At 63.9% G+C, this 26,026-nt stretch carries 20 protein-coding genes; 3 read left to right on the top strand and 17 right to left on the bottom strand.

The genetic code is table 11. The annotated features are described in order from the left end of the window. Nucleotides 1–21: 21 nt before the first annotated feature. The 4 genes from EB230_RS26435 to EB230_RS26420 all read right to left on the bottom strand — a co-directional run bounded on the left by EB230_RS26435 (nucleotide 22) and on the right by EB230_RS26420 (nucleotide 3,963). Nucleotides 22–177 (bottom strand): hypothetical protein, encoded by a 156-nt coding sequence (locus EB230_RS26435; RefSeq protein ID WP_155772374.1) that lies wholly within the window; start codon nucleotides 175–177, stop codon nucleotides 22–24. A 230-nt stretch (nucleotides 178–407) separates the two neighbouring features. Then, nucleotides 408–1,172 (bottom strand): SDR family oxidoreductase, encoded by a 765-nt coding sequence (locus EB230_RS26430; protein ID WP_172374220.1) that lies wholly within the window; start codon nucleotides 1,170–1,172, stop codon nucleotides 408–410. Nucleotides 1,173–1,265: 93 nt separating this feature from the next. Then, entirely contained in the window at nucleotides 1,266–2,135 is an 870-nt protein-coding gene (locus tag EB230_RS26425; RefSeq protein ID WP_172374219.1) for a DUF427 domain-containing protein, read from the bottom strand. Nucleotides 2,136–2,307: 172 nt separating this feature from the next. Further along, nucleotides 2,308–3,963 (bottom strand): ABC transporter substrate-binding protein, encoded by a 1,656-nt coding sequence (locus tag EB230_RS26420; RefSeq protein ID WP_172374218.1) that lies wholly within the window; start codon nucleotides 3,961–3,963, stop codon nucleotides 2,308–2,310. Nucleotides 3,964–4,078: 115 nt separating this feature from the next. Here EB230_RS26420 and EB230_RS26415 point away from each other — a divergent pair, with 115 nt between their 5' ends. Further along, on the top strand, nucleotides 4,079–4,981 hold the full coding sequence (locus tag EB230_RS26415) for a LysR family transcriptional regulator (protein ID WP_172374217.1): 903 nt from the start codon (nucleotides 4,079–4,081) through the stop codon (nucleotides 4,979–4,981). Nucleotides 4,982–5,018: 37 nt separating this feature from the next. Here the strand turns inward: EB230_RS26415 and EB230_RS26410 are convergent, their stop codons facing one another. From EB230_RS26410 to EB230_RS26370, 9 genes are all read right to left on the bottom strand, one after another. Further along, nucleotides 5,019–7,061: an ABC transporter ATP-binding protein gene (locus EB230_RS26410; protein ID WP_172374216.1), complete on the bottom strand. Its 2,043-nt coding sequence runs from the start codon at nucleotides 7,059–7,061 to the stop codon at nucleotides 5,019–5,021. Beyond that, the gene (locus tag EB230_RS26405; RefSeq protein WP_056564225.1) at nucleotides 7,054–7,932 is read right to left on the bottom strand and encodes an ABC transporter permease; all 879 of its coding nucleotides are present in this window, start codon (nucleotides 7,930–7,932) and stop codon (nucleotides 7,054–7,056) included. Before EB230_RS26405 ends, EB230_RS26410 begins: the two co-directional genes overlap by 8 nt. Beyond that, nucleotides 7,929–8,882 carry an ABC transporter permease gene (locus EB230_RS26400; RefSeq protein ID WP_081294671.1) on the bottom strand — a complete coding sequence of 318 codons (954 nt, stop codon included), beginning with the start codon at nucleotides 8,880–8,882 and terminating at the stop codon, nucleotides 7,929–7,931. Before EB230_RS26400 ends, EB230_RS26405 begins: the two co-directional genes overlap by 4 nt. A 2-nt stretch (nucleotides 8,883–8,884) precedes the next feature. Then, complete coding sequence (locus EB230_RS26395) at nucleotides 8,885–11,245, bottom strand: molybdopterin-dependent oxidoreductase (RefSeq protein ID WP_172374215.1); 2,361 nt, start codon at nucleotides 11,243–11,245, stop codon at nucleotides 8,885–8,887. A 122-nt stretch (nucleotides 11,246–11,367) separates the two neighbouring features. Next, the gene (locus tag EB230_RS26390; RefSeq protein WP_056564218.1) at nucleotides 11,368–13,032 is read right to left on the bottom strand and encodes an ABC transporter substrate-binding protein; all 1,665 of its coding nucleotides are present in this window, start codon (nucleotides 13,030–13,032) and stop codon (nucleotides 11,368–11,370) included. A gap of 263 nt (nucleotides 13,033–13,295) precedes the next feature. Next, nucleotides 13,296–14,480 (bottom strand): mandelate racemase/muconate lactonizing enzyme family protein, encoded by a 1,185-nt coding sequence (locus EB230_RS26385; protein ID WP_056564216.1) that lies wholly within the window; start codon nucleotides 14,478–14,480, stop codon nucleotides 13,296–13,298. Nucleotide 14,481: 1 nt separating this feature from the next. Next, nucleotides 14,482–15,585, bottom strand: coding sequence for a mandelate racemase/muconate lactonizing enzyme family protein (locus EB230_RS26380; RefSeq protein WP_056564213.1), 1,104 nt, complete (start codon nucleotides 15,583–15,585; stop codon nucleotides 14,482–14,484). A 56-nt stretch (nucleotides 15,586–15,641) separates the two neighbouring features. Beyond that, nucleotides 15,642–16,367: a GntR family transcriptional regulator gene (locus tag EB230_RS26375; protein ID WP_172374214.1), complete on the bottom strand. Its 726-nt coding sequence runs from the start codon at nucleotides 16,365–16,367 to the stop codon at nucleotides 15,642–15,644. Nucleotides 16,368–16,489: 122 nt separating this feature from the next. Next, nucleotides 16,490–17,278 carry a 2OG-Fe(II) oxygenase gene (locus tag EB230_RS26370; RefSeq protein ID WP_172374213.1) on the bottom strand — a complete coding sequence of 263 codons (789 nt, stop codon included), beginning with the start codon at nucleotides 17,276–17,278 and terminating at the stop codon, nucleotides 16,490–16,492. Nucleotides 17,279–17,379: 101 nt separating this feature from the next. On the opposite strand from EB230_RS26370, the gene EB230_RS26365 reads away from it, so the two are divergent. Then, nucleotides 17,380–18,288, top strand: coding sequence for a LysR substrate-binding domain-containing protein (locus EB230_RS26365; RefSeq protein WP_172374212.1), 909 nt, complete (start codon nucleotides 17,380–17,382; stop codon nucleotides 18,286–18,288). A gap of 44 nt (nucleotides 18,289–18,332) precedes the next feature. On the opposite strand, the gene EB230_RS26360 is transcribed toward EB230_RS26365, so the two are convergent. Together EB230_RS26360 and EB230_RS26355 are read right to left on the bottom strand one after the other, a co-directional pair. Then, nucleotides 18,333–19,487 (bottom strand): efflux RND transporter periplasmic adaptor subunit, encoded by a 1,155-nt coding sequence (locus EB230_RS26360; RefSeq protein ID WP_172374211.1) that lies wholly within the window; start codon nucleotides 19,485–19,487, stop codon nucleotides 18,333–18,335. 15 nt (nucleotides 19,488–19,502) lie between these two features. Continuing rightward, nucleotides 19,503–22,688 carry a multidrug efflux RND transporter permease subunit gene (locus tag EB230_RS26355; RefSeq protein ID WP_171883325.1) on the bottom strand — a complete coding sequence of 1,062 codons (3,186 nt, stop codon included), beginning with the start codon at nucleotides 22,686–22,688 and terminating at the stop codon, nucleotides 19,503–19,505. Nucleotides 22,689–23,167: 479 nt separating this feature from the next. Between EB230_RS26355 and EB230_RS26350 the strand changes: the two genes are divergently transcribed. After that, complete coding sequence (locus EB230_RS26350; protein ID WP_172375166.1) at nucleotides 23,168–23,758, top strand: TetR/AcrR family transcriptional regulator; 591 nt, start codon at nucleotides 23,168–23,170, stop codon at nucleotides 23,756–23,758. 313 nt (nucleotides 23,759–24,071) lie between these two features. Here EB230_RS26350 and EB230_RS26345 read toward each other — a convergent pair whose 3' ends face one another. Together EB230_RS26345 and EB230_RS26340 are read right to left on the bottom strand one after the other, a co-directional pair. Further along, nucleotides 24,072–25,094 (bottom strand): LacI family DNA-binding transcriptional regulator, encoded by a 1,023-nt coding sequence (locus EB230_RS26345; RefSeq protein ID WP_056564193.1) that lies wholly within the window; start codon nucleotides 25,092–25,094, stop codon nucleotides 24,072–24,074. Nucleotides 25,095–25,231: 137 nt separating this feature from the next. Continuing rightward, the gene (locus EB230_RS26340; protein WP_056564191.1) at nucleotides 25,232–26,023 is read right to left on the bottom strand and encodes an ATP-binding cassette domain-containing protein; all 792 of its coding nucleotides are present in this window, start codon (nucleotides 26,021–26,023) and stop codon (nucleotides 25,232–25,234) included. Nucleotides 26,024–26,026 lie beyond the last annotated feature (3 nt).

Below are 26,026 nucleotides of genomic sequence, written 5' to 3'. Positions count from 1 at the left end.
TTCTCCTTCAAGCTGTGGCGGTTATTGTTCGTTCCCTTCTTGCGTCTTTTTATGATTGTGGTGGAAAGACTGGTCGTTGCGCAAGGCCCTTGCCGCCACGTCGCGGCTAAAGCCGGCGCAGGCGAAATGATGCTGAATTTCGGTGATGGTGGAGTATGCCGGGAGGGTCAGCGTCATGACTGCCGATGCATCGCTGCGGGAGCGATCATCCGCGGATCAATTGCCAGTCTTGCGGCGCCCTGCAAGGTGCGAGCCATCAAGGTCCCATGATCTCGGCTACCGGCCTGGCAAGCCCCGTCTCGCCAACGCCGTTTCATGGGGTGAAATTATATATACCAACGTTCATCTCACGCAACGACTAACGCCTCGCGGCTGCACAAATTCAGACTGCAGGCGAAGATGCGATCTTACCAGCAGACGTAGCCGCCATCGACGATCAGATCGAGGCCGGTGACGAAGCTCGACGCGCGGCTGGCCAGGAACACCGTCGGCCCGACCATTTCCTCCGGCGCGGCCATGCGCCCCATCGGCGTGTCGCGCTTGAAGATCTTGATCTCCTCAGCCACCTCCGGCCGCTTGTTCATCGGCGTCAGCGTGTAGCCGGGACTGACGACGTTGACGCGCAATCCGCGATCGGCCCACTCCATGGCGAGGCTCCTCGACAGGTGAATGACGGCGGCTTTCGAAGAGTTGTAGTGCGCCTGCGTCAGCCCGCGATTGACGATGGTGCCCGACATCGAGGCGATGTTGATGATCGAGCCCTTGCGTCGCGCCAGCATCTTGCGCGCCTCGGCCTGGCAGGACAGGAACACGCCGGCGACGTTGACCTCGTGCACCTTCTGCCATGTCTCCAGCGACAAGGTCTCGGCCGGTTCCGAGCCGGCGATGCCGGCATTGTTGACGGCGACGGTCAGTGCGCCGAGTTCGGCCTCCATGCGATCGATTGCCGCCACGAGATCGCTTTCGGATGTCACTGTGCCGGTCAGCACCAGTGCCTTGCGGCCAAGTGCCGTGATCCGGTGCGCGGTCTCCTCCAGCCCGCCCTTCGATGCATGACCGAAACAGGCGACATCAGCCCCTGCCTCAGCCAGTCCGATCGCGATTGCCTGGCCAATGCCGCTGCCGGCGCCGGTGACCAGCGCGACATCGCCGTCCAGCTTGAAAAGATCCATTGATAGTCCTCCCTGCCATAGGGAAGGTATGCGCGGAGCCGCCTTTCTATCAAGCCTTCGGCGCGCAAGCCGACTAGGGAGGGCGGGCGATGCCTAGAAATAGCCGCTGGATGCAGCCGTGAATTCCTTCGGTATCTCGACGCCGTCGACCAGGATCTTGTCGACCAGTTCGTGATGGAAGCAGACCAGCCCCTTGATGCGCTCGGCCTCGTGCACCGGCTCCGGATAATACCAGACGAGGTTCTCGTGCCGCTTCTTGGGCGTCGTCACGTGATAATAGTTGGAGATGCCCTTGTAGGGGCAGCGTGAAATGTAGCGGCTGGGCGTAAACATATCGAGCCGCGTGTCCGAGATCGGCAAGTAGTGACGCACCGGGTGGCCGGTCTCGAACAGGAACACGCCGCGGCGTGAATCGGCGACCTGCTCGCCGTCGAGGATGACCTGTACCCGCCGCGACGACGGCAGGCAGTCGACCCGGCGGAACGGATCGCGGGCGTGGACGAAGATCTCCTCGTCCTCCTCGTACCAGTGCGTCATCTTGGGCCAATAGAAGGACATGTAGTCCGACAGGTCCGGCGATCCCTTGACCGGATCGAGATAGCGCCAGGCGGCATCCTCGACCAGCGTGATGCCGGTGTTCAGCGAATAATGCATGGCGACGCCCTTGAACGGGCTCTCGGTCGTCGTGGTGCTGGGCAGCAGGAACTCCTCGCGCACATCGCCGATCGGGAAGTAATAGACCGGCAAATGGTCGGATTCGTAGAGCACCAGCGCCTTGGTCGTGTCGGCGACGATCATCGATCCCACCTGCACGCGCAGCCGCTTCTGCATCGGCATGGTGAAGGCGACATAGCCGGGTTCCGATTCATACTGCACGATAGTGTCGAGCAGGGGGAAATGCGGTCCGCGACCGCGCAAATGAGGCTTGCGAATGGTAGTCTCCCGTTTCTTTTCTTTTGTCATCGAGCGTTGGCGCAAAGCGAGATGAACCTGGATTGAGCCATGGTGTCGGAGGGTTTCCGGGCGGCGGGTTTCTCTTGCATCGAGCGGCTCGAGCGATGGCCCCCCATCGCTCTTTGCAGCCTGCCAGGGGATAGCCGCACCGCCCGAAAGACAGAATTGTCCAATCCGGCCTCTATCCCAGCGATACGCGATCGAGCAGCAGTCCGGCCGCGATCGGCGGCAGGCCGCTGACATTCTTGCGCACCGGCACCAGCAGATCCGGGAAATAGCTGAAGATCACCGGCGTCTCGTCGAGCAGCAGTTTCTGGATGTCGGATGCGGCCGCGCGCTGCGCGCCGATGTCGAGCGCCTTGAGATAGCTGGTAACCATGCCGTCATAGGCCGTGCTCTTGAAATGCGCCGCGTTCCACGGGCCGTCGCTGACCAGCGGGCTCTTGAGGAAGACGTTGGGCACGCTGCGATGCGCGTAGTCGGTGATCCCCAACGGGCTGTCCAGCCAGTCCGACTGGCCGAATACCGCCTTGCCGTAATATTTGTCCTGGTCCTCGATGTTGAGCGCGATGCGGGCACCGATCTCCTTGACGAAATTCTGGAACAGCTGCGCATAGCCCGGGATGTCGGAATAGCGCAGCGTCGTCAGGGTCATGTCGAAGCCGTTGGCGAGGCCGGCCGCTTCGAGCAGTTGTTTGGCCTTGGCGATATCCTGGACACGCTGCGGCACGGACTTGTCGGTGGCGGGGAAGGCGGGCGCGAACGGGCTGTCATTGCCTGTTGCCGCCATGCCGCGGCAGAGACCATCGACCAGCTTGGAGCGGTCGATGCTGAGCGCCAGCGCCTGGCGCACGCGCTTGTCGGTGAACGGGCCGGTGTCGCAACGCATGTGCAACTGGCGATGCGCGGTGGAGGCGACGCGCAGCACGGTGATGTCTGGGCTGTTGAGCACCACCTGGCTGACATCGAGCGGTACTGCGTCGAGGACATCGACCTCGCCGGCCTGCAGCGCCAGGATGCGCGGCTGCACGTCGCCGTAGAACTTGAATTCGAGCCGGTCGGGCAAGGCCTTCTCGCCCCAATAGTCCGGATTGCGCGCGAAGGTCGCGCCTACCTTTGGCGTGTAGCTCTCCAGCCGGAACGGGCCGGTGCCCTCGAAGGTCTTTTCGTAGTCGCCCTTGTAGCTCGCCGGCAGGATGACGGCGTTGTAATTGTCGATCGACACCGAATAGGGAAAGCTGCCGTTCGGTTGATCGAGATGGAAGGCGACGGTGTGGTCGTCAATCTTCCGCGTGCCGCCCTTCGACAGCAGGCCCTTGAACACCGAAAGCGCGTTAGAGGCGCCGTTGGGGTCCGCGAGGCGATCGAAGGTCGCGACCACATCGTCGGCCTTGAAGTCCTCGCCATTGTGGAATTTCACGCCCTTGCGCAGCTTGAAGGTCCATACACTGCCATCGGCGTTCGGCGACCAGCTCTCCGCCAGCACCGGCTTCAGGGTGAGATCCGGTTGCGTGACGCACAGAAACTCGGCGGTCTGGAAAACCAGCTGGTAGCTGCCGCTGTCATAGTAGGTGACGGGATCGATGGCGCCGCCCGGCGTGGCGACGCCGGCGCGCACCGTGCCGCCCGGCTTGCCCTCGGCGCGGGCCTTTTGCGTGCCGAGGCCGGCAGCGGCGACAAGGCTGCCCAGGAACGGCAGGGAAAGGCCAAGAACGCTGCCATGACGCAGGAAATCGCGGCGGTCGAGCCTGCCGGCAAGCAGTTCGTCGACAGCGGAATTTTCGATTGCGGTCAGATTTTTGCGGGTGGCGTCGATCGTCACGAGAGGCCTTGGCATGGCTGCATTCCTCGCTTGCCCTCGGGGGATCGGCCATTTAGGTCATTGTTGACCGCGATCGGAAAGCGATATTTTTTGATAGGGGTCATCGGAATTTTCGATGCGAGGTGTGGCCATGGATACCGAGAACCTGCGCAGTTTCCTGGAAGTCGCCGAGCATGGCAGCTTCACAGTCGCGGCCAGCCGGCTCAACCTTGCGCAATCCACGGTCAGCGCGCGGATCAGGGGGCTGGAGGAGCAGTTGGGGCGCCGGCTTTTCGTGCGCGATCGTGACGGCGTCACGCTCACGCCTGCCGGCCGGCAGTTCCTGCCGCACGCCTCTTCCATCACCCGCACCTGGGAGCAATCGAGGCAGGATATCGCAGTTCCCGATGGCTATGACAGCCTGCTGCGGCTGACCGCACCCGCCTATCTGTGGGAGCGCATCACCTCGCCATGGGTCGAGTGGATGCGCGCTAGGCGGCCGAACGTGGCGCTACGGCTCGAGGGCAGTTTCCCGGATCTGGCCATCGACCAACTGGCGGAAGGACTGCTCGACATCTGCATCCTCTATCTGCCGCGCCCGCATCCCGGCATCGTCTATGAAACGCTGGCCGTCGATCAGGTGGTGCTTGTCCAGCATGCCGCGCAGACCAAGCCATGGTCCGAAAACTACATCCTTATGGACTGGGGGCTCGAATTCCGCATCGAGCACGACCGTGCCTTTGCCGGCATGGTCAAGCCGGCCATTTCGGCCGGGCTGGTCTTCATCGGCCTGCAGCATGTGCTGTCGCAACAGGCGGCCGCCTATTTGCCGCTCAGCGCCGTAAGCGGTCATATTGAACGCGGCGAGATGCGCCGCATCGACAACACGCCGGTGTTCCAGCGACCGATCTACCTTGCCTATCCGAGCAACCCGGTTTCGTCTGATGTGCTGGATGTCGCACTGACGGGTTTGCGTGCGCTGGCCAGGGATTGGGCCAAAGGCCAGGGCTTTTCGGAAGGTGACCGATCGCTCGGCATGGCCGGCCAGGTGTAGCCGACCGGCGCATGCGGTCATCCGCAGCGATGCCTTGCTACGCCGGCTCGGTCACGCCCCCCTTCTGCAGCCTCGCCAGCTCCGCATAGGGGATGTGACAGCGGATCGAGTGTCCGGGCTGGGCCTGGGCCAGTGGCGGCTCCTGCTGCTCGCAGATCGGGCCGATCTTGCGCGGGCAGCGCGTGTGGAACACACATCCCGAGGGCGGGTTGGTGGCGCTGGGGATCTCGCCGTCGAGCCGAATGCGTGCCGTCTCGGTCTGGTCGAGCTTGGGCACCGCCGACAGCAGCGCTTCCGTATAGGGGTGATGCGGTCCGGAGAAGACTTCCTCCGATGGTCCAATCTCCATGATGCGGCCGAGATAGAGCACGGCAATCTTGTCGGAGAGGTAACGCACCACGCCAAGGTCGTGCGAGATGAAGATGTAGCTGACGTCTTCCTTGGCCTGCAAATCGGCGAGCAGGTTGAGGATCGCCGCCTGGACGGAGACGTCGAGTGCCGAGGTTGGCTCGTCGCAGACCACGATGCGGGGATCGCCGGCGAAAGCACGCGCGATGGCGACGCGCTGCTTCAGCCCGCCTGAGAGCTGGCGCGGCTTGACGGCCAGATGCCGCTCGGTGAGGCGCACCGAGCGGACGAGGTCGTCGAGGCGCGCCTCCTGTGCCTTGCCTGAGAGGCCGGCCAATCGCTTCAAGGCGCGGCCGAGGATATGGCGGATCGAATGCGCGCGATTGAGGGCCGAGTCCGGGTTCTGGAAGACGATCTGCATCGCCTTGACCTGGTCGTCGCCACGGTTCTCCAGCTTCGGCGCCAGCGCCTTGCCCTCGAGCTCGATGGTGCCGCCGTCATCGGGCGGGACAAGGCCGAGCAGCAGCCTGGCGAAGGTTGTCTTGCCCGAGCCGGATTCGCCGACCAGCCCGAGCGTCTCGCCGGGGCTGAGATCGAGCGAGACGTCCTTCACCGCGCGCAAGGGATGGCCATGGCTGGCATAGGTCTTGTTCAGTCCGGCGACACGCAGCACCGGTGCGGTTGCCGGCTTGGGCGCTGCCGCCACGTCGCTCGGTGTGGCGCGTGGCAGGGCTTGCGCCCTGTCGTGATGGAAGCAGCGCGACAGGCGCTTGCCTCGCTCGTCGCTCAGATCATAGAGCGGCGGCAATTCGGTGCGGCAGCGGTCGTCCGCCAAGGCGCAGCGGTCGGCGAAGGCACAGCCTTTGATGTCGGCGCCAATACCCGGCAGGAAGCCCGGAATGGTGTCGAGCCGCCCCTGGTCCTTGCGCTGGCCGCCGCGCGGCAGGCAGCGCAGGAGTGCTACCGTATAGGGATGGCGCGGGTCGTTGAAGACGACATCGGTCGGTCCCTCCTCGACCAGCATCCCGGCATAGAGCACGCCGACGCGGTCGCACATGTTGGACACGACGGCGAGGTTGTGGCTGATGAACAGGATCGAGGCCGACAGCTCTTGCCTGAGCTGCGCGATAAGGTCGAGCACCTCGGCCTCGACCGTCGCATCGAGGCCGGTGGTCGGTTCGTCGAGGATCAGCATCGAGGGATCGTTGGCCAGCGCCATGGCGATCGCCACGCGCTGCTGCATGCCGCCGGAGAGTTGGTGCGGATAGCGCTGCATGACGCTTGGCGGATCGGAGATGCGCACCCGGTTGAGCATGGCGATGGCGCGATCGGTGGCCGCCTCGCCCGTTATGCCGCCAAGCTCGAAGATCTCGGTCAGCTGGCGGCCGATGCGGATCGACGGGTTCAGCGCCTTGCCGGGATCCTGATAGACCATCGAGACGCTTTCGGCGCGCGCGCGCCGCAAGGCCTCGGCGTCGAGCTTCATCACGTCCTTGCCGTCGAGCGAGATCGCGCCGCCCGATATCGAGCCGTTCCTCGGCAGATAGCGCACGACGGTGAGCGCCACGGTGGATTTGCCGCAGCCGGATTCGCCGACGAGCCCATAGGCCTCGCCTTGCCCGATGTTGAGGCTGAGGTTGCGCAGCACGGCCCGATTGCGCCCGGCCACCCGGTAGGCGACCGACAGGTCGGTGAGTTCGAGCGCGTTTTGCGCCTTCGCGGAGTTAGTCATTGAGCGCTCCATGAACGCCGTCGGCCACAAGGTTGACACCGATCACCAGCGAGGCGATGGCGAGTGCGTCGAACAGCACCGTCCACCAGAAGCCGCCGCCGATCATGCCGTAATTGCTGGAGATCGACAGCCCCCAGTCGGGTGAGGGCGGCTGGATGCCGAAACCCATGAAGGAGAGCGTGGCGACCGCGAAGATGGCGTAGCCCAGCCGCACGGTGGTCTCGACCAGGATCGGCGGGATGACGTTGGGCAGGATCTCGACGAACATCGTGTGGAAGGCGCTCTCGTGCCTCAACTGCGCGGCTGCGACGTAATCCAGTTCGCGCTCGGCCAGCACCGCCGAGCGCACGGTGCGGGCGATGATCGGCGCGAAGCTGAGCCCAATGACGACGATGACGGTGGCCTTGGAGGTGCCGAGCGCGACGATGGCCAGCAACGCGACGATGACCACGGGGATGGCCATGAAGGCTTCCAGGACGCGGCTGACGACATCGTCGACAATGCCGCGGAAATAACCGGTGAGCAGGCCGAGCGCCGTGCCGGCAACCGTCGCCAGCAAGGTCGCCAGTGGCGCGACGGTGAGGATGTCGCGCGAGCCGACAATGACGCGTGAGAAGACGTCGCGGCCGATCTGGTCGGTGCCGAACCAGTGTTCGGACGAAGGCGGCGCCAGCGCGTTGATGATGTCGTCGGCAAGCGGATCGTAGGGTGCGAAGTGCTCGCCGAAGAGCGCGCAGGCGACCCAGAACAGCACGATGAAAAGGCCGACGAGGAAGGTCCGCGAGCGCATGAGCGAGAAGAGGACTTCCGCGAGGGGACTGCGCCGGCGCGTGCCGTCTTGTGGCGGAGAGGTGGTCTGCACGGCGCTCATTGGTCTGACCCCAGCCGGATGCGTGGATTGAGCACGGAATAGAGGAAGTCGGCGATCAACGTCGCCACGGCATAGACGATGCCGATGGTCAGGATGCCCGATTCCAGCATTGGAAAGTCCTTGCCGCGCGCGGCGGTGAAGATCAGCGAGCCGATGCCCTGGTAGCGGAACAGCGTCTCGATCACCACCAGGCCGCCGATGAGATAGCCGGTCTGGGTGGCGATGACGGTGATGGTCGGCAGCAGCGCATTGCGCAGCACATGGCGCCAGATCACCGTGCGCCAGGGCAGGCCCTTGAGCACCGCGGTTCTCGTATAATCGGAATCAAGCGCCTCGATCATGCCGGAACGCGCCATGCGCGCGATATAGCCGAACAGCACCAGGAACAGCGGCAGCGACGGCAGGATCAGATAATAGAGCTGGGTGAAGAAGCCGGCATCCTTCGGCCATGCCGCCGAGATCGGCAGCCAGCGCAGCCACACGCCGAAGATCAGGATCAGGATGATGCCGGTGACGAATTCCGGCAGCACGGTCACCGACAAGCCGCCAAGGCTGATGATGCGGTCGAGCGGCCGGTTGAGGTTGAGCGCCGCCACGACGCCGCCGAGGATACCGATCGGCACCACCAGCACGAAGGCGACCGCGGCCAGCTTCATCGAATTGCCCAAGGCATCGATGACGAATGGCGCCACCGGCGAGCGGAAGATGTAGGACGTGCCCATGTCGCCGCGGACAAAATTCCAGATCCAGGTCGCATACTGGGTGAGCAGCGGCCGGTCGACACCGAGCGTATGATTGAGCGCGTCGACCGCGCGCTGGTCGGCAAACGGCCCCAGGATCGCACGCCCGACATTACCGGGCAGAACCTGGCCGCCCAGGAACACCATGATGCTGAGCAGGAACAGCGTCACAAGCGACAGCGAAACACGCCGGGCAAAGAAGGAAAGAATGGCTAAGCCTCCTTGTGATGGGGCTGCGGTCCGGCCAGGCCGGGCACATCGGCTAAACGCACTGTGGCAGGCGGATCGAAGGCTGTCACCGGGGGGACGGCTCCGTCAAATCGAGATACCTCGACCAGCGTCGAATTGCAGGTCGGTGATTGGGCAAGGCGCGACGTTCCCCGGTCGGGCGTCAGCACGTTCGGATTGCCATGCCTTTCCAGACTGTGCGGCTGTCCTGGCGTGGAGGGGTCAAACCATGCACCGGTGGGCAACTGGACGACGCCGGGGATCAGTCCATCCGTCAGCACCGCGCCCGCGAGGCACGCTCCGCGATCGTTGAAGACGCGCACGACGGCTCCGTCCACGATACCGCGCGCCGCGGCATCCGCCCGGTTGATCCACAGCGGCGCGCGGTCCGACACCTTGCCTGCCCGGCTGACCGAACCGTGATCGTACTGGCTGTGCAGCTTGTCGGCGGGCTGTGGTGACAGGAGATGCAGCGGGAACCGGCTGGCAAGCTCGCTGCCCAGCCATTCCCTCGGCTCCCGCCAGACGGCATGACCGGGACAGTCGTCATAGCCGAAAGAGTCGATCGTCTGCGAGAACAGCTCTATGCGGCCCGATGGCGTCGCCAGCCGCTGGCGCTCCGGATCCGCGCGGAAGGAACCGAGCAAAGTCTGCGACGTCAGCTGCCGGGCAAGGTCGGCGTGGCCGTCATGCCAGAAACGGTCGAAGGGCGGCATCTCCACTCCGGCCGCATTCGCATTGTTCCTGGCCTGCTCGTAAAGCAAGGGAATCCAGTCGCTGGCCGCGCGTCCTTCGGTGAAGGCTTCGCCGGTACCGAGCCGCGTCGAGAGGTCGGCAAAGATCCGATAATCGTCGCGTGCTTCCCCAACCGGGTCGATCGCTTGCTTCATGGCGACGACGAGGTTTTCCCGGTTCGAGAAGGCGAGGTCGTTTCGCTCCAGCGGCGTGGTGACCGGCAGCACGATGTCGGCATGGCGCGCCGTGGCCGTCCAGAAGGGCTCGTTGACGATGATCGTTTCAGGCCGCTGCCAAGCCTCCACCAGCCGGTTCAGGTCCTGGTGATGATGAAACGGATTACCGCCGGCCCAGTAGACCAGCCTGATGTCGGGATAGGTCATCGCGGCGCCGTTGAAGTCGAAGGAACCGCCCGGGTTGAGCAGCATATCGGCCATCCGCGCGACCGGGATGAAGTCCGGAACCTGGTTCCTGCCTTGCGGCACGGATGGCCACCGGAATCCCATCTCCGGTCTTCCGGCGCCGTTGGTCGACGAATAGCCGAAGCCAAGGCCGCCGCCCGGCAGTCCGATCTGGCCGAGCAGCGCGGCAAGCGTGATCGCCGCCCAGTATGGCTGTTCGCCGTGGTCGGCGCGCTGCAAGGACCAGCTCACCATCAACATCGTGCGCTTGGTGGCCATTTCCCTGGCCAGGGCGACGATCCTGTCCTGCGCCACGCCGCTCAGGGCGGCAGCCCATGCTGGACTTTTCGGCTGGCCGTCGGTTTCTCCCAGGATGTAGGCCCGCACAGCCTCGAAGCCGGTGCAGTAGCGCGCCAGGAATGCCTCGTCATGACGATGCTCGCTGAGCAGGACATGGCACAGGGCCAGCATCAAGGCGGTGTCGCTGTTCGGTCGCAGCGCCAGCCATTCGGTCTCGACGCCACGCGGTGCGTCATCGCGCACGGGCGAGACATTGATCAGCCGGGCGCCGTTGGCGACAGCATTGCGCAAGGCCGCGGCGGCCTCGTGACGGGCCGCGCCGCCGCCTTGTATCTGCGCATTGCGCCAGGGCAAGCCGCCAAAGGCGATGATCAGTTCGCTATGCCGTTCGATACCGTCCCAGGTGGAATGATTGCCCGTCAGGCCGTCGGTCCCGCCAAGCACATGCGGCAGGATGATTTCGGCCGCGCCGTAGGAATAGCTGAGCACCGAGCTCGTATAGCCGCCGATCGTGTTGAGGAAACGGTGGACCTGGCTCTGGGCATGGTGGAACCGCCCCGCGCTCGCCCATCCATAGGAGCCCGCATAGATTGCGCTGTTGCCATGCTCGACGCGAACACGGTCCAGTTCGGCCGCCACGATGTCCAGTGCCGTTTCCCAGGAGACTTCGACTAAAGCCTCGCCGCCGCGCCCGCCCCTGCCGCCGGACCTGTTCCCTTCCAGCCAGCCGCGCCGGATGGCAGGACGGGAGACACGCAGGTCGCCCTGCACGGTGCCCAGCATGGACTTGCCGATCGGCGATGGATCGGGGTCGCCGATCCACGGCTCGACGCTGACGAGCCTGCCCTTCTCGGCACGGACTTCGTAGGTCCCCCAATGCATGGTGGTGAGCAGGGTCTCGGACTCCATGGGCAACGATCGATCGTCCCGCAACGCGAGGCTCCGCGTCCGGCCGGCGCGCTCGGCCTGGCAGCGAAAGCGCCAGCCCCACTGGGGGCTGGCGGTCGCGGGATGGGCTTGTCTGCCTCCGCTTAGGCCTTCGATGCCTTTTCGAGGAACAGCTGCGACATGGCGGTCGGCTGTACGCCGGCCACGCCCTTCGCCGTCGCCGTCAGGTAGTCGTAGAAATAGCCGAAGATAACAGGCGTTTCCTCGAGCAGCAGCTTCTGGATCTTGCCGGCATCGGCCTTCTGCGCCTCAAGATCAAGCGCCGCGATGTAGCTGGTCGCCAGGGCGTCGTAGTCCTTGTTCTTGAAGTGCGCCGCGTTCCAGGTGCCTTCGCTCTTCAGCGGGGCAGCGAGATAGACATTCGGCACGCCGCGGTGGCCATAGTCGGTGATGCCCATCACCGAATCCAGCCAGTTCGATTTGCCGAACACCGCGTCGCCGTAATACGCGCTCTGGTCGAGGATGTTGAGCTCGAGCTCGATGCCGATCTCCTTGACCCAGTTCTGGATGAGCTGGGCATATTCGGGGATTTCGAGGTAGCGCTCGGTGGTCAGCGTGATCTTGAAGCCCTTGCCGACGCCCGCCGCTTCCATCAGCTGCTTGGCCTGTGCGATGTCCTGCTTGCGCTGCGGCACGCTGGTATCTGTGGACGGGTAGACCGATGCGAACGGGCTGTCATTACCCGCCACGGCGCGACCCTTCATCAGGCCGGCGACCAGCTTGTCGCGATCCATGCTGAGCGCGATGGCGCGGCGCACGCGCGCGTCCTTCAACGGGCCGTCGTCGCAGCGCAGGTGCAGTTGCTGATGCGCTGAGGACTTCAGGCTGATGATGTCGACGCTCGGATCGCTGAGCAGGGCGACGCCGGCCAGGACCGGCATCTGGTTGATGATGTCGACCTGGCCGCCCTGCAGGGCCAGGATCATCGGCTGCACATCGGTGAAGAAGGTGAATTCCGTGCGATCGGGCAGGGCCTTCTCGCCCCAATAATTCTCGTTGCGGACGAAGGATGCGCCGACTTTCGGCGTGTACTTCTCGACCTTGAACGGCCCGGTGCCGTCGAAGCTCTTCTCGTAGTCGCCCTTGTAGCTCGCCGGGATGATGACGGCGTTGTAATTGTCCGATGAGAGCATGTAGGGGAAGTTGCCGTTCGGCGCGTCGAGGTGGAACTCCACCGTATAGTCGTCGACCTTCTTGCTGGCGCCTTTCGACAGGATGCCGGTGAACACCGACAGCGCGTTGGACGAGTTTGCCGGGTCCGCAAGGCGGTCGATGCTGGCCACCACGTCCTCGGCCTTCATCTCGCCGCCCGAATGGAATTTCACGCCCTTGCGCAGCTTGAAGGTCCACACCGAGCCGTTGTCGTTCGGCTTCCAGCTTTCGGCCAGTGCCGGCTTGAGCACGAGGTCCGGGCCATCGACGCAGAGGAACTCGGCAACCTGCTGCATGACCAGCAGGCCGCCGGCGTCGGCGATGGTGACCGGGTCGATGGCTGCCGCCGGCACGCTGCTGGCGACACGGATGGTGGCGCCGGGCGCGCCCTGGGCGCGGGCGAGCGACGGCATGCCGCCGAGGCCGGCGGCCGTGGTGATGCCACCCAGGAGTGGCAGCGACAGGCCGAGCAGGCTGCCGTGGCGGATGAAGTCGCGGCGGCTGACGCGGCCGTCGACGAGACCGTCGATAAGGTGATTTTCGAGCGGCGAGCGGTTGCGCCGGATCAGGTCGAGAATGCGGTAGTTCTTGCTCATGGGTTTAACCCTTTCCCCTTGTTTCTTATGGCTGAAGAATGCACTTGCGGTTGACGAAATTCCGTGGAGTTCTCCTGTCCCGGCCATCAACGAAGTCGGTCGACCGGGACTGTAGCATGCTGTCTTTTCTGGTCCATCCGATCCTTGCGGCGCAGGGTCAGATTTTCTTGAAGCAATGCTTCCACCCGTCAGGTGCTACCTTGGCGATCCAAGTCGCTGCGGCGCCCCTTGTTGTCGGCTAGTCTCCTTTCCTTCTCTGTCTCCTAGTTCAGCGGCAGGCGGCGGTATGTTCCGGGCTTTGCCGGGTCGTGATATTTGTTGCACGGGCCGTTCTCGGTGAAGTCGCGATGGCAGGCCGCGAGGTTTTTCCGCGACAGGGTAACGCCGAGGCCGGGGCCTTCCGGCACGCGCACGACATTGTTCCTCGGCGAAAACGGCCCTTCTTCGGTGATGTCCATCGGCTGCATGCGAAACAGCGACTGGTTCGGCTCCCGGATCCAGCCGAGCGCCGCGCACAGATGAAGATAGGCCGCGCTGCCGATGCCGCTGTCGCCGCTATAGCACCAGAAATCGACGCCCGCATGTTCGCAGGCGCCGACGAAGCGCAGCAGGCGGCCGATGCCGCCATGCGCCGTCGGATTGCCGACGAAGGCGTCGGGAACCTTGAGGTCCATGGCGCGCGCGATATCGATATTGTGGGTCGAGAACGGGATCGAGCAATGCTGCCGCAACTGCCTCATCTCCTCGATCGTCGCCACCGGGTCCTCCCAGTTGCGCACCCCGAGGTCTTCCAGCGGCCGCGCCAGCCGCCGCGCGGTGGCCAGCGAATAGGCCTGGTTGGAATCGATGCGGATCATCGCCCCGTCGCCGAGCTTTTCGCGGATCAGCTCGACCATTCTCAGCGAGACTTTCGGGTCCTCGGTCGAGAATTTGCCTTCGAAGAAGGTCGTTCCATGTGTCTCGTTGAGTTCGACGCAATAGTCGGCGACTTCTTCAGGCGTCGTCTCGCCTTTCACCTTGGGCCCGTCGCCGCGCAACGAAAAATAGTCGGTGAACGGAATGTCCTTGCGCACGGCGCCGCCGAGCAGCTGGTAGAGCGGCTGCTTCCACGCCTTGCCGCGCAGGTCCCACAACGCCATCTCGATGGCGCCGAAGGCCATGATACGGGTGCGATCGTTGATCGACTGCACACCGGTCCAGTAGGGCAGGCAGACATATTCGGCGCCGGCGATGTCGAAGGCATCTCGTCCGACCAGGCGCTCGGCCAGGACATCGTTGATGATCGCGGCTGCCGCCGGCGTTGGCGCTTCGCCGAGGCCGATCAGCCCATCCTCGGTCTCGACCTCGACAATGGTCTGCGAAAAGCCGTCGAGCTCGCCAAAGACCCAGCCATAGGGCGCTTCGAGGCGAAGATTGATCGGCGTGGCCTTGATGCTGCGGATTTTCATCTCAGCCGACCTCGAAGAAAGGCTTGCCGAGCAGGCTCGGGTCCACGTCGATGCCGAGGCCAGGCCCATCCGGAATGCCCATATGGCTGCCGGTGACCGGCGGGGCGTTGAAGGCCGTGCGCACCGTCACCCATTCATGGAAGGCAATGGCATGCAATCGCCGCTCTTGCGGTGTAGACAGCGACAGATGTGCCATCGCCGCCGTGTCGATCTCGGCGCCGCCCGTGTCCTCGACCGTGATCATGAAACCGAGGTCGACGGCAACGTCACGGATCTGCCGGGTCCTGGTGACGCCGCCCAGCCGCGAGATTTTCAGCGTCAACCCGTCGGCCGCGCCCAGGCGGTGGATCTCCAGCATCTCTTCCAGCGACGTCACGGATTCGTCGAGCACCATCGGCTTGTCGAGCATGCGGCGCACCGACATGTTCTCCTCGATCGTCGTGCAGGGCTGCTCGAACGTGTAGTCGATGCCACGCGTGGCATCGGCGAACTGCCGTGCCTGATAGGGTGTCCAGCCGGCATTGGCGTCGCAGAAAATCACCGTGCCTTTCGGCACGGCCGAGGCGACCGTCGCTACCCGCTCGATGTCGTCGTGCACATTGCCGCCGACCTTGACCTGCAAACGGCGACAGCCCTCGGCGATGATCCTCTTTGCCAGGGCCGCCATCTGGTCGAGCGTGCCGTGGGTGACGACCCGGTAGGTCTCCGCCATATCGCTCTCGCGGCCGCCGAGCATGGTCACCAGGGGCACGTCGGCGGCGCGTGCGGCCAGGTCCCAGCAGGCCATGTCGAGCGCCGATTTGATGTAGGGATGGCCTTTGAACACCGTGTCCATCAGCCGGCCGATGCTGGCCAGCCCGCGCGGGTCCTGGCCGATGAGATGCGGCGCGATCTCCGGCACGCCCGCGCGTGTCCCTGCTGGAAACGCGGCCGAATAGAAATTGCCGAGCGGCGCCATCTCGCCCCAGCCGGTCACGCCGCTATCGGAAGTGATGGCGACGATGACGGCGTCGAAGCAGTCGGCGACCCGCCCCTTTGACATGCGGTAGGGGCCGTCCACGAAGGGCTGAACGACATGGTAGGCCTTGATGGATTTGATCTGCACTATTGTCTGTCCGCTGTCGGTGATTTCAGGAAAGCATCGCCGTGATGGCGAGGGCCTCAGACGTTGTTGTTCCGTCCGGCTCGATCGGCCTTGGCGCCCTTCGATTCCCGTTGCTCCAGCCCGCGCGCATAGGCGAGCAGCTCCTCGAAATCGATGTCGATATGTTCGCGGGCATAGCGCTGTGCGGCGCGCATATCCTTGCCTTTCATGAGCCGCACATAGGTTTCGTGCATGTCCTCGACCGGCACCGGCTCGTTGCGGGCATGCAGATGGAGCGCGAAATACATCTGCAGCCGGCTGGTCAGCCGCTGCCAGGTTTCCAGCAGCACCGAATTGTCGGCCCATTCGTAAATCAGTCCGTGCAGTTGCAGCGCGGTCTCGATTTGGCGCGTGGTGTCGAGAGCCCGCGTCGCCTGCTTCACCGCCTCATGGCGCCGGTCGATCTCGTCGAAGAAGCGCTGGTCGCGTAGCGGCCAGGTGCGCTCGATGGCGAATTCGTCCAGAACCTTGTTCAGCGAATAGGCATCGTCGATGTCCTTGGCGGTGACGTCGACGACGAAGGTGCCGGCGTAGGGAATGCTGGCGAGAAGACCCTCCTGCACCAGTTCGCGCATCGCCTCGCGCAATGGCGCGCGGCTGACCCGCATCTGCTCGGAAATCCTGAGTTCGTTGAGCTTCTGGCCGGGCTCCAACTGGCCGGTCAGGATAGCGCGCCGCAGCAGCGCCACGATCTCGGCGCGGCGCGTCGTGTCGGCAATCGGGCTGAAATCCGTCTTCACCATCCGGCCCACTCCAGCGAGAACAGACAGCAAGACAATCAGATTGTCGACAATCTAACAAGGTCTCATTTTCGGATTTTTCTCGGCGCCGCGCAAAATCCGACCCGGATGCGGTGGAGGGCGGTTCAGGCCGCCCGGCCGTAGAAGCCGACCCGTTCCTCGGCGCTGAACATCACGCCGGGTTTCTCGTAATAGGAGAAAACCGCGATCATGCGCTCGCGTTCGCCTTCGACGGTGGTGACGCGGTGCGCGGTGTTCTTGCCGCGGAAGACATTGAGCGTACCGGGCTTCATGCGCAGGATTTTTGCGTCGGGGTCCCGCCCTTCGAGCAGCCTTGCGACGCCGTCATAGTTTGGATCGTCGTCCGAGCGCAGATCGGTGCGGTATTCGAGGTCGCCGCCACTCTGCGCCTGCTGCAGCAGAAGCGTCGTGGTGAATTCCGAGCGGTCGAAATGCCAGTTCAGCGCCTCTCCGGCGCGGTAGGCCATGACATTGGTGCGGGCCAGCGGATCCTGCATGACATGCAGTTCTGTCTTGCCCATCGTCGCTGCGAGGAAACGCACAAGGGGTTCGTATTCGTAGATGGCAAGCACGGTGCTGTCGGGAAGCTGGTCGGCACAGACAGTGTGGCTGATGGTCTCGACCTTGCGCAAGGCGGGATGGTCGGGCGCCAGTTCGGGGATGCTGGGCTTGAAGTAGATATTGTGCATGCGCTTGTGGATATGGGACTGCGTGTCCATGACCGGCTTGATTTCCCGCACTGCCTGTTCGGCGACGCCGGGCCGCAAAAAACCTTCGAGATTGAACATGCCGTCGGCTTTGAGCGCCGCGACGGACTGTTCGACGAGGCGCTTCCAGTCGGCGCTGCCTTCGCGGTCGAGCGGATAGCGGTCGAGATCGAGAATGTCTTTCATGTCACGTGCTCCAAAGGTTGAACACAGAAGACGGCAAAAAATTCTTTCTCTCAACGTGGAAAATTATTAGGATTGACCAAGAAAATCTTACGGAACCTGGCATGGAAAAACTACCGCCGCTGAACGCGATCAAGGCCTTCGAGGTCGCCGCCCGCTCCGGCAGTTTCACCCTGGCCGCGAGCGAGCTTGGCGTGTCCTCGGCGGCGGTCAGCCAGCAGATCCGCAATCTCGAAACCTGGTTCGGCAAGCAGCTGTTCGTGCGCACTGGCAACCGCATCACGCTGACCGACGCCGGCCACGCCATCTACCCGCAGACCGCGCGTGCGCTTGGCGACATCGCGGCCATCGGCCAGCGCATGCTGGAAGGCGGCCTGAGAACGCGGCTGGTCGTCAGCGTGCCGTTTTCGCTGGCCGAGCTATGGCTGGCGCCGAGGCTGGCTGCGCTTCTCGATGCCTTTCCGCACATGGCGATCGACGTGCGCGCGGAAGACGATCCGATTGATCTGATGCGCCAGAATGTCGATCTGCGCATTTCCTATGGCGACTATCACTATCCCGGTTTGCGGATGATCCGCCTCGTCCATGACGATGTGCTGCCGGTCTGCGCGCCGGAATTCTGGAACCGGCACGGCAATGGCGATCCGGGTCTCACGGACCTGCATGAGAGCCTGTTCATCCACACCAATTGGGGTCCGAACTACGCCTCGCACCCAACCTGGGCCGACTGGTTCGCGGCATGCGGCGAGAGCCGCTCGCCAGACCCGTCGCATGGGCGCCGTGTCGGCTTGTCCAGTCTGGCGATCGCCTCGGCGAGGCTCGGCCTGGGCATTGCCCTTGGCCAGCGGGTGATGGCGCAAGCCGATCTGGAGGCGGGCCGCCTGGTTGCGCTTTCCACTGTTTCAGTGCGCCTCGGCCATCCCTATTGCGCCTTCATGCCACCGGCCAGGGCCGATCGCGCCGATGTGGCCGCCCTTGTCGGCCTGCTCGTGAAAACGGCGCCCGCGACCTGAGAAAAGGTCGAGGGCGCCGCGCGGAAACCGGGCCTGCGGGGGATTCAGGTAGCCGGTTTCTGTGGCAGTGGCGAGATCGGCATTCCCGGTCCGATCTTCTGCAGATTGCCTGTGATGATCTGGTCGCCTTCGGCGACGCCGCTCAGGATCGCAACCAGATCGCCGCTGGTCGGGCCGAGCGAGACCAGGCGCTGGTCGACCGTGTTGCCCTTGCCGACGACGTAGAGATATTTGCCGAGCTGGCTCGAACCCAGCGCCGTCTGCGGCACCATCAGCGCGTCGGGCTGCTGCCTGATATGCAGCCGCACGCGGACATACTGGCCAGGCATCAGCGTGAACTTCGCATTGCCGATGGTGGCGCGTGCGGTGATGGTTCCGGTCGAATGGTCGACCGTGTTGTCGATGAAGGTGAGTTCGCCCTTCTGGCTGGCCTCGGTCTCGCCCGGAAGCAGAACCTCGACCTCGATCGGGCCGGCCGCGCGGGCCTGCTCGATCTCGGCCAGATCCGTCTCGCTCGGATTGAAGGTGACATAGATCGGGTCAAGCTGCACCAGCGTGTTGAGCACCGTGCCGGCGACGCTGACCAGCGTTCCGACCGAAGCCTGATTGCGGCCCAGGCGCCCGGTGAACGGCGCATGGATCTCGGCATAGCTCAGATTGAGCTCCGCCGTGCGCACCGCTGCCTGGTTGAGCGCCAGCGACGCCTGTGCCTCGCGCAAGGTGCTTGTGCGCTGGTCGAAGCTGTCCTTGTCCAGGTAGCCGCTCTTGGCGAGCTCGGTGCCGCGGCCGAGATTGGAACGCGCATAGTCGAGTGTCGCCGTATCGCGCTGCACCTGGGCTTTCGCCTGGTCGAGAGCTGCCTGGAAGTCGTCGGGCGAGATCTTGTAAAGGAGGTCGCCCTGCCGCACATCCGCGCCATCTTGCGCGGTCTGTTCCTGCAGGTAGCCCGGCACGCGCGCTTGCAGCGTGATGCTGCGGATCGGCTCGATGCGGGCGGCATAGTCGAGATAGATCGGGATCGTCTTCTTGACGACGCTTGCCACCGGCACCGGCATGACGAATGCCGCCGGAGCCGGCGTCGCCGCTCCCGCCGTGGCGCCGCTCAACCTGAGGTTACCCATGTCGAGCAGGTGGACGCTGGCCACCGAGATCGCGCCCAGTGCGACAGCCGTTCCCAACGCGATTTTCCATTTACGCATGATTAGTCTCCAATCTTATTCGGCCGCTTCCGCCAGGGGAGGGAAGGCGGGTTCGGCAGTTGGTTCAGTGTGCTTGGAGGCGGGCTCGCCGCTTTCGCGGCGCTCCCGCAGTTGTTCAATGACCGCGTAGAAGACCGGCACGAACACCAGCGACAGGATGGTCGCGGCGACCATGCCGCCAAACACGGTGGTGCCGATCGACTGACGGCTCGCGGCACCGGCGCCAGTGGCGAACATCAGCGGCAGCACGCCGAGGATGAAGGCGAAAGCCGTCATCAGGATCGGCCGCAGCCTGAGCCGCGCGGCTTCCATCGCCGCCTCGACGATGCTGAGGCCCTCCTCGCGTCGCCGTCTTGCGAACTCGACGATCAGGATGGCGTTCTTGGCCGCCAGGCCGATCAGCATGACGAAGCCGATCTGCGAGTAGACGTCGATCTGCATGCCGCGCGCCCAAAGTGCGGCGAACGCGCCGAACAGGGCTAGAGGCACCGCCAGCAGCACCATGAACGGCATTGCCCAGCTCTCATACTGAGCCGCCAGGATCAGGAAGACGAAGACGATGGCGAGGCCGAAGACGACGGACGCGATCGATCCTGCCTTGAGCTCCTGGAAGGTGATGCCGGTCCATTCGAAACCGAAATCCCTGGGCAGGGCGGTGGCGGCCGCCCGTTCCATGGCGGCGACCGCCTGGCCCGAGGAGAAGCCGGGTGCGGCACCGCCATTGATCGAGGCGGAGGCGTTGTTGTTGTAGTGCGGCACGGTTTCGGGACCGACGAAGGGCACGAGCTTGCCCAGCGTCGAGAGCGGCACCATGCCGCCGGAGGCGTTGCGCACATAAAGCCGCGAAATGTCGGCGGCGCCCGCACGTGCATCCTTGTCGGCCTGGATGGTCACCCGGAAGGTGCGGCCGAACAGGTTGAAGTCGTTCACGTAGAGCGAGCCGAGATAGATCTGCAGCGTGTTGAAGACATCGGGCAGGTTGAGGCCGAGCAGCTTGGCCTTGCTGCGGTCGAGGTCGTAGTTGAACTGCGGCGTCGAGGTCGAGAACGGCGAGAACAGCTGCTGCGGGTTGATCTCCGGCTGCTTGCGCGCCTCGGCGATCACGGCTTGCGTCGCGTCGTTGAGGGCGGTGCTGCCACGACCGGTCAGGTCCTCGACGACGAATTCGAAGCCGCCCGTGGTACCAATACCCGGGATGGAAGGCGGATCGAAGCTCAGCGCAAAGGCTTCCGGAATCTGCATCAGCTTGCCGCGCACGTCGGACACAAGCTTCGATGCGCTCTGGTCGGGGCCACGCTCTTCCCATGGCTTCAGGATGGCGAACTCGACCGCCGAGTTCGATTGCGCGGCACTGGTCAGGAAGTTCAGGCCGCTGATCGAGCCGACGATGTCGACGCCGGGCGTCGCCTGCAGGATGTCGCGCGCTTGCTTGGCCACCGCGTCGGTGCGTTCCAGCGAGGCGCCGTCGGGCAACTGGATGACGACGAAGAAATAGCCTTGGTCCTCGACCGGAAGGAAGGTCGACGGCAGACGCTGCCAGACGAAGTATGTTGCGACCAGTCCGGCCGCGAACAGGCCGAGCATGATCCAGCGCAAGCGGATGAGGAAGCGCACGCCATGGGCATAGGCATGCGACAGCCTGTCAAAGCCGGTGTTGAACCAGCGGAACAGCACGAACTGCGTCGGCTGGCGATGCTTCAGGAAGGCGGCACTGAGCGCGGGGCTGAGCGTCAGCGAATTGAAGGCGGAAATGCCGACGGAAATCGCCACGGTCAGCGCGAACTGGTTGTAGAGCCGGCCCGAAACACCGGGAATGAAGGCAACCGGCACGAACACGGCCATCAGCACCGCGGTGGTGGCGATGATCGGGCCGGTGACTTCGGCCATGGCGGCCTTGGTCGCCGCCAGTGGTTTCAGCCCTGCCTCCAGTTGCCTTTCGACATTCTCGACCACCACGATGGCGTCGTCGACCACGAGGCCGATCGCCAGCACCATGCCGAGCAGGGAGAGCATGTTGAGCGAGAAGCCCAGCATCTCCATGACGACCAGCGTCGCCACCAGCGATACCGGAATGGCGATGGTCGGGATGATGGTCGTGCGCCAGCTCTGCAGGAAGACGAACACCACGGCGACGACCAGCACCAGCGCTTCGCCGAGCGTGATCAGCACGTCATGCATCGACGCCGAAACGAAGCGCGTCGTGTCGTAATGCATCGCGTAGGATACGCCCTTGGGGAATCGGCCGGACAGCTCCTGCATCTTGTCCTTGACGCGCTGCTGAAGGTCGAGCGCGTTGGAACCAGGCATCTGGTAGACGGCGAGCACCACGGTCGGGTCCTTGCCGAAGAAGGCCGAGGACGAATATTGCAGCGCGCCAAGCTCGATCCGGGCAACGTCGCGCAGCCGCACCAGCGAGCCGCTGTCGGTGTTGGCGCGCACGACGATGTCGCCGAATTCCTTCGGGTCGCTCAGGCGGCCGACGGCGTTGACCTGCATCTCGAAGGCGGTGCCTGCCGGCGCCGGAGACTGGCCGATCTTGCCCGCCGCCACCTGGACGTTCTGTTCGGCGATGGCATTCTGCACGTCGACGGCGGTGATGCCGAGATTGGCGAGCTTGTCGGGATCGAGCCAGACACGCATCGAATAGCGCCGCTCGCCGAAGATCTGGACGTCGCCAACGCCTTCCAGCCGCTTCAGCGGATCGACGACCTGCAGATAGGCAAGGTTCGAGAGCGCCACCGGATCGACGGAGCTGTCGGGCGAGGTCAGGTTGACGATCAGGACGAAGTTCGGGTTCTGCTTCTTGATCGTCACGCCGCCCTGGTTGACGATCGCCGGCAGCGACGATGCCGCCTGCGAGACGCGGTTCTGGACGTCGACGGCGGCGGTGCTCAGGGAGTAGCCGACATCGAAGGTGATGGTGATGGTCGAGGAACCGTCATTGGAGCTCGTCGACGACATGTAGGTCATGCCTTGCACGCCGTTGATCTGCTGCTCCAGCGGCGTCGTCACCGTGTCGGCCACCACTTGCGCGCTGGCGCCCGGATAGTGGGCGCTGACCACGACCTGAGGCGGCGTGATGTCGGGAAACTGCGAGACCGGCAGCAGGAAATAACAAATCGTCCCGGCGAGCACCATGATGATGGCAATCGACGAGGCGAAGATCGGGCGGTGAATGAAAAAGTTTACCACGACACACATGCCTCGCCGGCTGCTCTTGCCCGCCCGAAGGCACTGGCAACCCTGGACAACTGGCCGTGCCCGTCACGGGACGCTTCCCGTGAACGCAGCAACGGCACCTCGCGACGCTGCCCATCGGCAAGCGAGCGAAGCATTTTCTCGAAAGCGCGGGGGTCGACCCCATCTGCTTTCATGACCAGCCGGATCATCGGATCCCGGACGGCCTCATCTATGGTAAGATCGCGGCGCTGTGGCATTGGCCGGCTCCTTGTCTGTCGATTCGCAGCCCATGCTCGCGAACCGTTTTCATTTCTTCACCGGCCGAGGCCGCATGATTGGCAGTTTCTCGTCCCTCTCATCTGGCAGGACCAGTTCACGGCCTTGTTATTGACGGCGGACGACATAGGTGTTACCAGTAAGTAACATTCTGGAAGTTACAGACCGGTAACACCCTAGTCAAGAGGTGGCCGAGGGTTTTTTGGAAACGAAAGGAGATCATGATGACAGACGGCGTCGTGGAGCGCTCTCGTCCCCGGGATCGAATCCTGGAGACGGCACGCGACATGTTCCACAAGCACGGCATCAAGGGCGTCGGCGTCGACGCCATTACCGAAGCTGCCGGCACGAACAAGATGACGCTCTATCGTCACTTCGAATCCAAGGACGAGCTGATCGTCGAGTGCCTGCGCGCCAACGCGGCCAAGGCGGGCGCCATGTGGGACACTTTCGAGGCCGAGTTCCCTGGCGACAAGCTTGCGCAACTGCATGCCTGGATTCGCAAGGCAGCTGCCATGCTCAATGCGGATGGTCGCGGCTGCGATATGGCCAATGCCGCCGCGGAGCTGACCGAGCCGGACCATCCGGCCAGGCTGGTGATTAAGGAACTCAAGGAGGCTCAGCGCGAGCGCCTCGTGACGTTATGCCGGGATGCCGGCATTGGTCAGGCCGAACTGCTCGCCGACACGCTGTCGCTTCTGTTCGAGGGTGCGCGCGTCAGCGTGCAGACGGTAGGGGCCGAAGGTCCGAGCACCCAGTTCGTGCGCATGGCCGAAGGGCTGGTCGTTTCCTTCCGGGGCGCTGCCGCTGGTTGAGTTTAGTCGCCTCTGTCGGTGGTTTTCCGGTCATAAGACCGAGGCGATGCCTGGCGCCGTTCGACGCAGGCTGTGCCGCCATCCCTGATAGCAGAACGAAAAAAGCCCGCTGCCGGGAGGAGGTGGCAGCGGGCTCGATTTCGAATGTGATGCGGGAGGAGGTGCACCCCATTCAGCATCGGCATCGCATCTGGGAGGAGTAGATGGCCGACAACCAGAAAGTATGAGTTGCCCAATGATTCGGCAACAATGAATTGTGCATAGCTGCTGTGCAGATTTGCCGTGTCGTCCGCAAAAGCCGGGAAACACGGTATCATTGCACCGGAACGTTTTCCCTGAAGATCAGTCGTGGCTCGATGAATTTTCGCGTCAGATAGGGCGCCGATGAGGCGATGGAGCCCAGCAGGCGAATGACCGACTGTTCGGCGATCAGCCTGGCGTTCTGGTCGATGACGACATCGGCGAGGTCGTCGACGAGGTAGCCGCGCGTTTCTCTCGTCAGGTCGTGGCAGATGAAGACCGGCTTGCGGTTGGGCCTGGCTTCCCGGATGGCTTTTGCAACGCCGGAGCGCCCGGCCCCGACACAATAAATGCCGAGCAGTTCCGGTTCGTTGTGCAGCGCCTTCATGGTTTCGGCATAGCTGGCATCCGGCTCATCGTTGATCTCGACGGCACTGGTTACGGTGAGGTTGGGAAATTCCTCGCCAAGCACGGAGCGAAAGCCCATTTCACGTTCCTCATGTCCGCGATAGGAGCGCGAGCCGACGACCATCGCAAGATGGCCCTCGCGGCCGCCGAGGAAGCGTCCCATCAAGAGCGCGGCCGTCCGTCCCGCCACGCGGTTGTCGATGCCGACATAGGCCGAGCGGGGAGCGGCCGGAATATCGGACACCAGCGTCACCAGGCGGATGCCGGTGTCGACAATGTCGCGCAGGATGTTGCGGGTTCGCGGATGGTCGATGGCGATGACACCAACGCCATTGGCCCTCAGCGACAGGTTTTCGACGGCCCCCTGCAGCGCATTCGGCGCGATGCCGGCGAGGTTGTGGATCCGGCAGGAGGCGACCAGCGGCAGGCGTGATGCATAGTCCTCGATGTGTCTTGCCAGATCCTGCATGAAGGCATTGCTGCCGATCGGCAGGAAAAATTCGAGATTTGCAGGCTTCGAGGGAAGCGTCACCTGGTCGGCGACCGGCAAATAGCCAAGCTGCTTGGCCGCCTCCATCACGCGCTGCCGGTTGGCTGCACTGGCACCTGGCCTGTTGTTGAGCACCCTGTCGACCGTCGCGGTCGAGAGTCCGCAGTTCCTGGCGATGTCGGAGACGGTGGCCTTCATGCCGCAACCCTATGCGCCGATGCTATGGCGCGCCAGACAAGCGATTTGGCGGCCGATGCGATATTAGGGACGGGTGATCGACACCCATCATCGCGATGCGCATTCGGCTGCCTCGACAAGATGGCTTCCGCCCGTCCTCAATGTGACGGCTTGCCGTCGGCGATGGCGTCGCGGATTTCCTTGTCCGACATGCCGGTGATGATCCGCTCGACTTCCGTCACGGTTGTCTTCTTCGGGTCGATGTCGTCGGCGACCACCTTGCCCCGGCGCATGACGACGATGCGGTCGACCACTTGGAAGACATGATGAATGTTGTGCGCGATGAAGATGCAGGAATGGCCGGAATCACGGGCGTTGCGTACGAAGCTCAGCACGCCCTGCGTTTCGGCGACGCCGAGGTTGTTGGTCGGCTCGTCGAGGATGATGAGGTCGCTGTCGAAATGCATGGCGCGCGCGATCGCCACCGCCTGGCGCTCGCCGCCCGACAGCGAGCCGATCGGCGTCGTCGGCGGGATGTTCTTCGAGATGCCGACCTGTTTGAGCAGGTCGCGGGCGACGGTGTTCATCGCCTCTTGGTCCATGCGGTTGAGGAAACGCGGCGGCTTGATCGGCTCACGCCCGAGGAACAGATTGCGGGCGATCGACAGTTGCGTGACCAGAGCCGAGTCCTGGTAGATCGTCTCGATGCCCTGGGCGATGGCGTCGCTGGTGCTGCGCAAGGTCACCTTCTTGCCGCGGATGAAAATGTCGCCGCTGGTCAGCGGCACGGCGCCTGAGAGCACCTTGATCAGCGTCGATTTGCCGGCGCCGTTGTCGCCGAGCAGGCCGACGATCTCCCGCTCATTGACATGAAAATTGGCGTCCTCCAGCGCTTGCACGCGACCATAGGACTTGCGGATATTCTGCATGCGGATCAATGGCTCGGCCATGGT

Origin of the sequence: Mesorhizobium sp. NZP2234 (genome assembly GCF_013170765.1) — a bacterium.
Taxonomy (GTDB): Bacteria; Pseudomonadota; Alphaproteobacteria; order Rhizobiales; family Rhizobiaceae; genus Mesorhizobium; species Mesorhizobium loti_D.
This window is presented reverse-complemented; position numbering and strand designations above follow the sequence as displayed.

What these genes read in the sequence shown, in the direction of transcription:
- EB230_RS26435 (WP_155772374.1), bottom strand. Translation starts at nt 177, where the DNA reads ATGACGCTGACCCTCCCGGCATACTCCACCATCACCGAAATTCAGCAT.
- EB230_RS26430 (WP_172374220.1), bottom strand. Translation starts at nt 1,172, where the DNA reads ATGGATCTTTTCAAGCTGGACGGCGATGTCGCGCTGGTCACCGGCGCC.
- EB230_RS26425 (WP_172374219.1), bottom strand. Translation starts at nt 2,135, where the DNA reads ATGACAAAAGAAAAGAAACGGGAGACTACCATTCGCAAGCCTCATTTG.
- EB230_RS26420 (WP_172374218.1), bottom strand. Translation starts at nt 3,963, where the DNA reads ATGCCAAGGCCTCTCGTGACGATCGACGCCACCCGCAAAAATCTGACC.
- EB230_RS26415 (WP_172374217.1), top strand. Translation starts at nt 4,079, where the DNA reads ATGGATACCGAGAACCTGCGCAGTTTCCTGGAAGTCGCCGAGCATGGC.
- EB230_RS26410 (WP_172374216.1), bottom strand. Translation starts at nt 7,061, where the DNA reads ATGACTAACTCCGCGAAGGCGCAAAACGCGCTCGAACTCACCGACCTG.
- EB230_RS26405 (WP_056564225.1), bottom strand. Translation starts at nt 7,932, where the DNA reads ATGAGCGCCGTGCAGACCACCTCTCCGCCACAAGACGGCACGCGCCGG.
- EB230_RS26395 (WP_172374215.1), bottom strand. Translation starts at nt 11,245, where the DNA reads ATGGAGTCCGAGACCCTGCTCACCACCATGCATTGGGGGACCTACGAA.
- EB230_RS26390 (WP_056564218.1), bottom strand. Translation starts at nt 13,032, where the DNA reads ATGAGCAAGAACTACCGCATTCTCGACCTGATCCGGCGCAACCGCTCG.
- EB230_RS26385 (WP_056564216.1), bottom strand. Translation starts at nt 14,480, where the DNA reads ATGAAAATCCGCAGCATCAAGGCCACGCCGATCAATCTTCGCCTCGAA.
- EB230_RS26375 (WP_172374214.1), bottom strand. Translation starts at nt 16,367, where the DNA reads ATGGTGAAGACGGATTTCAGCCCGATTGCCGACACGACGCGCCGCGCC.
- EB230_RS26370 (WP_172374213.1), bottom strand. Translation starts at nt 17,278, where the DNA reads ATGAAAGACATTCTCGATCTCGACCGCTATCCGCTCGACCGCGAAGGC.
- EB230_RS26365 (WP_172374212.1), top strand. Translation starts at nt 17,380, where the DNA reads ATGGAAAAACTACCGCCGCTGAACGCGATCAAGGCCTTCGAGGTCGCC.
- EB230_RS26360 (WP_172374211.1), bottom strand. Translation starts at nt 19,487, where the DNA reads ATGCGTAAATGGAAAATCGCGTTGGGAACGGCTGTCGCACTGGGCGCG.
- EB230_RS26355 (WP_171883325.1), bottom strand. Translation starts at nt 22,688, where the DNA reads ATGTGTGTCGTGGTAAACTTTTTCATTCACCGCCCGATCTTCGCCTCG.
- EB230_RS26350 (WP_172375166.1), top strand. Translation starts at nt 23,168, where the DNA reads ATGACAGACGGCGTCGTGGAGCGCTCTCGTCCCCGGGATCGAATCCTG.
- EB230_RS26345 (WP_056564193.1), bottom strand. Translation starts at nt 25,094, where the DNA reads ATGAAGGCCACCGTCTCCGACATCGCCAGGAACTGCGGACTCTCGACC.
- EB230_RS26340 (WP_056564191.1), bottom strand. Translation starts at nt 26,023, where the DNA reads ATGGCCGAGCCATTGATCCGCATGCAGAATATCCGCAAGTCCTATGGT.